General features: G+C 54.0%; 5 protein-coding genes and 1 tRNA gene. 1 reads left to right on the top strand and 5 read right to left on the bottom strand.

Annotated features, from left to right (window positions below; translation table 11 throughout):
- Window positions 1–195: 195 nt before the first annotated feature.
- From Q7V48_08925 to Q7V48_08905, 5 genes are all read right to left on the bottom strand, one after another.
- Window positions 196–1,728 carry a UvrD-helicase domain-containing protein gene (locus Q7V48_08925; protein MDO9210854.1) on the bottom strand — a complete coding sequence of 511 codons (1,533 nt, stop codon included), beginning with the start codon at window positions 1,726–1,728 and terminating at the stop codon, window positions 196–198.
- 2 nt (window positions 1,729–1,730) lie between these two features.
- Complete coding sequence (locus Q7V48_08920) at window positions 1,731–3,656, bottom strand: AAA family ATPase (protein ID MDO9210853.1); 1,926 nt, start codon at window positions 3,654–3,656, stop codon at window positions 1,731–1,733.
- A gap of 277 nt (window positions 3,657–3,933) precedes the next feature.
- Complete coding sequence (locus tag Q7V48_08915; GenBank protein ID MDO9210852.1) at window positions 3,934–4,428, bottom strand: DUF4411 family protein; 495 nt, start codon at window positions 4,426–4,428, stop codon at window positions 3,934–3,936.
- Window positions 4,428–5,573 (bottom strand): XRE family transcriptional regulator, encoded by a 1,146-nt coding sequence (locus tag Q7V48_08910; protein ID MDO9210851.1) that lies wholly within the window; start codon window positions 5,571–5,573, stop codon window positions 4,428–4,430. Before Q7V48_08910 ends, Q7V48_08915 begins: the two co-directional genes overlap by 1 nt.
- 486 nt (window positions 5,574–6,059) lie before the next feature.
- Window positions 6,060–6,136: transfer RNA gene (locus Q7V48_08905), tRNA-Arg, on the bottom strand.
- 201 nt (window positions 6,137–6,337) lie between these two features.
- On the opposite strand from Q7V48_08905, the gene Q7V48_08900 reads away from it, so the two are divergent.
- Window positions 6,338–6,799 (top strand): MaoC family dehydratase, encoded by a 462-nt coding sequence (locus Q7V48_08900; protein ID MDO9210850.1) that lies wholly within the window; start codon window positions 6,338–6,340, stop codon window positions 6,797–6,799.
- Window positions 6,800–6,809: the final 10 nt, after the last annotated feature.

Genomic DNA, 6,809 nt, shown 5'->3' with positions numbered 1-6,809 from the left:
TCTCTTGTTGTTCTTGTTCAGTCAGTCGTGGCATGGAGTGTTTCTTCTATTTGTGCCTTTACAACCCCGAGTCAGGCTGAGGGGCGCGATGAAAATATAAAACGTCTCAATCAGACGACACTTTAGCGGTCGCCTGGATTGATTTGTTAACGTTTTTATTGCACTTCGCCAAAGTCAGATGTCGGCCAAGAGCAATCATTCGTGTAGGGCGATCTTGGCTTCCGAGCCTGAACCTTTTTCTACGTGGTTCTCAGCTACTGTAACAACTCCAAGATTTTGTAGCGTCTGAATCAACTCGGCGTCGGGCTCTTTCAGGCAAGCTATACAGAGCATCTCTCTCGGTCGAGTGAAAGCCACATATCCAAGTCTGCATTTGTCTTGCTTGTCTGCCACACGAACTGATCGATCGGTCTGCAGCCATTTCTTTAGCTCTGCAACGCCCTTCGCAACTACAAGAACCGCGTCGGCTTGCAGCCCTTTGGCCTTGCGAATCGAGGCGCACAGCTCGGTCCTCTGTGCCGGCGCCCCCCAGCAAAGTTCAGCACTCAGAAGTCTCAAGCCGTCATCAACCAACTTGATTCGGGACTCAGACATCTTATAGCCGAACTTATCGGCAACAAACATGACGAGTTGGTCAATGCCATACTGTCCTGCCTGAAGGTTCCTGAGTAGCCGGACGCCAACGACACGCCACTGAAGACGGGACAGTCCAAATTCCTCACAGATTCTTCGTTGACTGCGATCAAGCGCGACAGACAAAAGTTCAAGTGCGTCTCCGAGTATCGAATTGCTCCTTCGTCCGTCGTTTGAGATTGCTGTCATCTGAAACTGATCACGAACTGAATCGAAGGTCGCGTTCTCCTCCGAGAGATACAACCTTGTTCGTGGCTCGTCTTCGGTTTCCACATTCGCACTCAAAGCCTGATAACGCCGAACAATCTCATCAAGAGCCGTGTCTGGGATGAACAGAACTCTAGTTTCATTCCGATAAGGCTTAACCACCTTTTGCTGAAGGCCTTCCCGGAACTGATTGGCAAACTGAACGATTTCCCCGTTTGAGCGATGGTTCTCGGTGATTGGCCCCAATTGGGCCAGTTTCTTGAATTGGAAGAATGGAATTTTGTCGAATCTCGGCGGCTTCCGGCCTCGGTACGTAAAGCTCATCACATACTGTTCTGGATCACCAACTACGTGCAGTATAGTCTTCCCACTCTTGCGGAAATGCTCGAAGACCTCAAACGTCCCAATGTCCGTGTCTTGAAACTCATCAACAAAGATGTAAGAGAGTCGTTCACAAATGCGATCCGGTACACCCGGCACCTTTAGAATCTTTCGGGTGATGGGGATCATCTCATCATATGGGACGATTCCCTTCTTGATCAGATTCTCTGCGTATCTAGCTGCGCCTCGTCCCTTCTCATGCACATCCACTGGCGCGTAGATGCGATCTCCTGGGAGGAATGACAACAGTTCCGCGAACGGAGCCAGAACGAAGCGATTCACGAACGAGTGGGTAGTTCCAACGAAAACGTTACGCCTGAGCCGGACCCTCCTGGAGAGACGCTCCCGAATCGTGTTTGCGGCTGCGTTAGTATAGGTGATGGCTGCAAGAAACCGGTGGGGCGGAAGCAAATGAATCGCGGCGACAATTTCGTCCACCATCGCGTGCGTTTTTCCGGCACCTGGACCAGCCTCGGCGAGCTTCGGTTTAGTTAACGTCTTTGCCATCGCTACCCCTTGATGAAGTCGAGCGCTTGAGAAATGTAGTTCGGAATGGCCAACTTCTTGGGCGAGCGGCTGTCTTTCTTTGCCGCCTGGCGCTCATCCTCAAGAGCCGACATGAGGCTGAATGCAAACTCGGCCTTGTAGTTCTCGATCTCGGCGAAGAAAGCGTCAACGTCGATGTCAGTTGCTCCTGTCTCAGTCTTGAGCTTTGGGCCGTTGCTTGGCTTAGTCACCGAGAGTGCATCAAATAAAAGTTCCTTTCCTGCATCAGATCTGTTGAATTTGATAAGATCCTTTTCAAACGTACTTTCGGTTGTGACCTGAATGTCGATGTGTGGAATGTCTTTGAAGTCGGCCCGCAATGATTCGGCCCGGTTCTCGGTTTTTGTCCCTGCATCACTGTCTGTGAGCACCACACACTTCTTGAAGAATCCGTTTTTCACGATCGTCAGAAAGTGGCGGAAAGCAACGCCGTTCACGTTAATGACGGTGCAACCGATGCTTTCGAGTGATTGACCTGTGACCTGCTCGAAGAGCATGGGAATAACAATTTGTTCCGCGATGCCCTCAACGAGAATGAGCCGCCGTGCGAAGAACATCCGAGACTTCGTCGCATCGAGATACAGACTCAAAAAACGAACGGCGTCCTTGTCCTTGACAGGATCGATGCCCTCGAGGACGTAGTGTGCGGCAATGGCACCATCTGAGTCGCGGCGAAATAGCACGGCTGTATTCTTAAGGGAGAGCTTCGCCGCCACATGGGTGGAGTGTGAGGTGAGGATCAACTGCAACGAATTGGAATGGTCTTTCCTGATATCCTCAATGTTTCGGGCGAGGTGGTCCTCAAGATGTGGATGCAGATGGGCTTCCGGTTCCTCGATTCCAACAAGGCGAAAACAGACGAAGGCGTCATCTCCGGTGGAGATATCCGGTGCTTTGGCCAACTGCGATAACACAAGTGCCACATAGAGGAGATTGTTCCGACCGAGGCCATTGCGAGCGACGGTAATGGGGTTTGCGCCATAGGTCATACCGATCTTCTTCAAGATCTCGACTGCTTCGGGAGCCGCAAATTGCAGTCCGATGGAATGGTCTTCACCAGGAGTGTAAAGCGACACAAGTTTAAGCACCTTTTGAACTTCTTTCTTGATCTCCGCGAGTGATGGATCAAGATCGATCGCGCGCTTGAGGTCCTCGAGAAGTCTTTTGACATCTGTGTATCGAGCATCGCCGCTCTGCCGAAGCACTCGAAACAATAAACGTTGATCGCCGCCGGCGACCAGTTCTCGTTCGGCGTCACGAAGTGCATCGAGAATCTCAACACGAAGCATTCGCAGCAGCCAGGATTCGCATTCATTCGAAGGACGTCCGCCTCCGTAGATCGTGTGGCGGTATTCTCCAATCGGGAAGTCGACATACCGGCTGTAATCCGGCTTCTCTGAACCAACACCGGACTCAGGGTTCGCTTTCTCGTCTTTCGCCTTTCTGCGAGCGATTGCCTCGCGTTGCTCCTCGATCCATTTGTCACGTTTGAAGTTTCCTCGCACTGAGAACCGATACGTCACGCACGCCTCGGTCAAGTCCGTGTTACTGTACCAGTCACCGACGACTGGGTGTTGCTCGTCTTGAATGTCGCTCAGCGTTGCATGGATCTCGACCTCTGGGAACACGACCTTATCAGCTTCAATGGAATGATCGGCGACCTGCTTCTTGAAGGCGATGACCGTTAGGTAATTGATGTCATCAATCTCAAGGTTCCGGCGCTCGATGACTGAGATCTCTTGGCTGAAGAGTAGGGAAATTGCGGATAGAAGATTCGTCTTCCCGATGTTGTTCTCACCCAAGATGAGCGTGAACGGCCGCAGGTCCATCGTAAACGGTGGGTCGCAAAAGTTCCGAAAGTTCTTGATTCTAAGATTCTTAACATACATGGCTCTATTCCTGTCTCTCCATTATGTCATGGAGATATGGTACCGTGGAGGAGGGGACGTTGGTTCTGAAACAACTTGCCGAATCCCTCGCCTTGCAGAATGCCAACAGTTTCCATTGTGAGTTGTCTCGGAACCAACGTCCCCTCGCTCCGGCATAGCCCCTTCTTTAAGAAGCAATCTCTTTTCATGTTAACTGAATTATTTAAGGGCGTCCCCTTCCCACGCTGATGCAGAATCTCGTCGACGTAACCTTCGATGGCCCTCTCGTTCACTTGCGTCATATCTGCGGCCCCAGGACGAAGCGCGCCCGCTCGCGGCGCAGCATCGCGAACGGCGTCATGCACTTGATGCCGAGGCCGATGCAGGCGTCCGGGATCTTGATCTTCTTCGTCGAGGTCGAGGCAATCTCGTGGGTGACAACCGTGTGCCCGTGGGCGAGCGCATGGGCCACGAGGTAATAGTCCGCGACTTGAAGGAAGGTGTTCACGGCCGCAGGATCGTAGTGCTGGCCGGCGGCCCAGACGCTGACCCTCCCGAGCGCGGGCAGCATCGCCGCGTCCGGCTTGACGAAGAAACCGGTGCCGCGGTCCGCGGCCCACGTGGCGAGCTCATCGCCGCCGGCCTCGACCTCGTCGCCAACCTTCTCAATACTGAAGACCCGGCCCGCCGTGTTGTGCCTGATGAGCCAATCCCAGAACGCCGGACAAAAGTCGAGGCCATAGTGCAGGTTCTTGGCCTGGATGAAGACGTTGGCGTCGAGCAGGTACGCCATCAGATCATCACTCCCAGGCTCCGCCCGAGATCGTGAAAGGTCTGGAGCTTCGAGAAGCCGAGCATTCGGAAGGCATCGCGATGGAGGGTTTGCCCCTCCAGCGTGCTCCCGACGAGCGCGCGGGCAAAGCGCTTGCTGACCCGCGCGGCCTGGGTCAGATAGAAGTCGCCGCCGCTGCCCTTAGGAATCGCGCGTAGCCGCGCAAGCTCCTGTTTATACGCCTCCCAGAGCCCTTCGCGTGTGAGCCCGCCCGCGTCGTGGATCCGGCGCAGGATGACCAGGGTGCTCACCTTGAAGCACCGCGCCAGGCGGCCGACCTCGTCGCCCAGCTCGGCGGCCTCGTCATACTCCTCGCGCAGAACAGCGAGCGGCACGAGCAGCTCGGCCGCGACCCGGTTGCACCAGCGCTCGACTTCCAGCTCCGGTAGTAGCAGCGCTTGCGCATCGGAGATGGCGGACTGCCCGAGCCAGATGTGCGCCAGTTCGTGCGCCAGCGTGAACATCTGCGCGGCCTTGGTGTCCGCGCCGTTGATGAACACCAGCGGCGCCAGGTCGTCCGCCATCGCAAAGCCGCGAAACTCCTCCGGATCGAGGTGGCGGCGGTTGTTGTTGAGCACCACGCCACTGCACATCACGAGGATCCCAAGGGCATCCGCCTGCTCGATGAAGCGGCGCAGGGAATCGGTCCACGTCGGCATCCGGCGACGCTCCTCCACTTCGAACCCGAGTGCGTGCCGGATGGTCGCAGCTGTCGACACGACGCCGCTCCTGACATGGGCGGAGCCGACAAAGGCCAGCGACCCCTCGCCCATAGACCGCGCGAAATCGCGGTACCACTCCTGACGTTGCTGGCAGATGTAAATGGTATCGAGCAGCTCGGGGGTCGGGTGCCCACTGTGCACATTTCCGGCGGTGCGGAAGTCCGGGATCGGCAGGCTCTCGACCAGGGGCTCTGGCAGGAACAGGTAGCCGACGGGGGCGCGCACAGCCTTGGCGAAGCGCTCGACCTGTTTGAGCGTCGGCCGCTCCTCGCCACGCTCCCAGCGATCGAGCTTTGGGAACGGAGCCGCGAGGTCTTGCACCGTCCTTCCTGCACGCTCGCGCGCCCAGCGCAGCACTTCCGGATTGAGGGTCACGCGCATCATGCGAGCACCCTGCTCCCCGGTTTTGTGATGCATTCTTCACAGAATTGAGAGATAAGTTCGCTCATAATAGTCCGCCCAACCCAAAGTCTATCTAAAAACACCCATTCTATCGATCATGGATTGAACCCTACATCTTTTGAAAAGACTTGTCAAATCTCCCTTTCAGGAAGTCGTTAAACAAAAAACCCCACCTCTCTTTCAAGAAATGGGGTTTAAAAATCTCCTTACCATGCCTTCCCTCCGAGCAAGGGGATTGGAGAGCGTATTTCTTAGTGGATAATACCAGAATGGGTGGGGAAGTCAACAACCAATAATTTAACCCTGCCCCCCCAACCCCTACCCGATGCCTAAAAGCCCGAATTTAGCGTTACAGCAAGCCCAGGAAAGGGGTTTACCAGCATATTAAAGCATGGTGGGAATAATGGTGGGAATTACGTTTTAAGAATAATTGAAAAAGTAAAATATGATGTAAGTTATTGATTTTAGTGGTAGGCGATGCGGGGTTCGAACCCACGGCCTTTGGTTCCGGAGACCAACGCTCTATCCATCTGAGCTAATCGCCCATTTCTTAAATTTATTTTTAGCATCTTCAAATGGTTTTGTCAACGTTTGGTTTGTTGAGTTTATTGCGCTCATTGGGTTTATTGGGCTCGTTGGGTTAGAGCTGCAGAAAAAGAAGTTGTTGGTTGACCGGAATGGAATTTTGTGGTAAGCAAAATCCGGCGTAAACTTGCACAGCCGAATGAATCGATCAGGAGGAAATTATGCCCAAGCGCATCATTCAAAATCTGGAAGAATTGAAGAAGATGGTCGGACAGGAAGTGGGAGTGAGCGACTGGCATCCGGTGACGCAGGAGGCCATCAATATGTTTGCCGATGCCACCCTCGATCATCAGTGGATTCACGTGGATCCGGAAAGGGCAAGGCGGGAATCACCTTTCGGCGGGCCGATCGCCCATGGATATTACACCCTGAGCTTAGCGCCCTACCTGCTGGCTAATATTATGGACATCGAGGAGAAGAAGATGGGGGTAAACTACGGCTTGAACAAACTACGATTTACGGCCCCGGTCCCCATCCCTTCCAACGTGAGAGTGCGAGCCACTCTGGCAGCAATCGAAGAGATTAAAGGAGGCGTACAGGCGATTTTTAATTTAAATTTCGAAGTGGAAGGCAAAGAGAAGCCGGCTTGCGTGGCTGAGGCGATTTACCGTTACTACGCCTAAAAAACCGCAT

The sequence above is a fragment of the Deltaproteobacteria bacterium genome, from assembly GCA_030654105.1.
Classification (GTDB): domain Bacteria; phylum Desulfobacterota; class SM23-61; order SM23-61; family SM23-61; genus JAHJQK01.
The sequence above is the reverse complement of the archived record's forward strand: the minus strand, read 5'-3'. Positions and strand labels throughout refer to the sequence as shown.

What these genes read in the sequence shown, in the direction of transcription:
- Q7V48_08915 (MDO9210852.1), bottom strand. Translation starts at nt 4,428, where the DNA reads ATGGCGTACCTGCTCGACGCCAACGTCTTCATCCAGGCCAAGAACCTG.
- Q7V48_08925 (MDO9210854.1), bottom strand. Translation starts at nt 1,728, where the DNA reads ATGGCAAAGACGTTAACTAAACCGAAGCTCGCCGAGGCTGGTCCAGGT.
- Q7V48_08910 (MDO9210851.1), bottom strand. Translation starts at nt 5,573, where the DNA reads ATGATGCGCGTGACCCTCAATCCGGAAGTGCTGCGCTGGGCGCGCGAG.
- Q7V48_08920 (MDO9210853.1), bottom strand. Translation starts at nt 3,656, where the DNA reads ATGTATGTTAAGAATCTTAGAATCAAGAACTTTCGGAACTTTTGCGAC.
- Q7V48_08900 (MDO9210850.1), top strand. Translation starts at nt 6,338, where the DNA reads ATGCCCAAGCGCATCATTCAAAATCTGGAAGAATTGAAGAAGATGGTC.